Source organism: Pseudomonas sp. GW822-FHT06B12, assembly GCF_058799675.1.
On sequence record NZ_JBXALR010000025.1, the window covers coordinates 1 to 1,040 of the forward strand.

Consider the following 1,040-nt stretch of genomic DNA (forward strand, 5'->3'; position numbering starts at 1 on the left):
GTGAGGGTCTGGTTTTCCGTGCCGGCGGCCGTATCGGCCACCGCCACCGGCGCATCGTTGGTGCCGGTGATGGTCACATCCACCGTGGAACTCGAGAGCGCCCCGTGTTCGTCCTGCATCTGGTAGTTGAGCGTCACGTGCTCGACCACGCCCTGCGCCAGGTGGTCGAAGTCGCTCCCGGGGTTGAACACCAGTTGGTTGCCGACCACGCTGGCCGTGCCTTTGTTGGCCGGCGCGCTCGCCGAGTTCAGCGTGAACGCGTGGCCGTCGTCGACATCGGTGTCATTGGCCAGCACGTCGACGGTCAGGGTCTGGTTTTCCGTACCGGCGGCCACATCGGCCACCGCCACCGGAGCGTCGTTGGTGCCGGTGATGGTCACGTCTACGCTGCTGGTCGAGATCGCCCCGTACTGATCCTGCATCTGGTAATTGAGCGTCACATGCTCGACCACGCCTTGCGCCAGGTGGTCGAAGTCGGTCCCGGGGTTGAATAGCAGCTGGTTGCCGACCACGCTGGCCGTGCCTTTGTTCGCTGGCGCACTGACCGAGTTCAGCGTGAACGCGTGGCCGTCGTCGACGTCGGTGTCGTTGGCCAACACGTCAATCGTGAGGGTCTGGTTTTCCGTACCGGCGGCCGTATCGGCCACTGCTACCGGCGCATCGTTGGTGCCGGTGATGGTCACCACCACGGTGCTGCTGGCCGGTGCGCCGTGCTCGTCGGTCATGGTGTAGCTGAGCGTGACACTGGCCGTGGCGCCTTGCGCCAGATGGTCAAAATCGGCCCCGGGGTTGAACAGCAACTGGTTGCCCGCGACGCTGGCACTGCCCTGGCCGATCGGCGCACTGGCGCTGACCAAGGTAAACAGGTGGCCGTCGTCGACATCGGTGTCATTGGCCAACACGTCAATCGTGAGGGTCTGGTTCTCTGTACCGGCGGCCACATCGGCCACCGCCACCGGCGCATCGTTGGTGCCGGTGATGGTCACATCCACCGTGGAGCTCGAGAGCGCCCCGTGTTCGTCCTGCATCTGGTAATTGAG

At 64.8% G+C, this 1,040-nt stretch carries 1 protein-coding gene; it reads right to left on the reverse strand.

Annotation, left to right across the window (positions count from 1 at the left end):
* The coding region (locus AC1RKH_RS28075) for an Ig-like domain-containing protein (RefSeq protein WP_493184059.1) at positions 1 to 1,040 on the reverse strand (1,040 nt) is incomplete at both ends.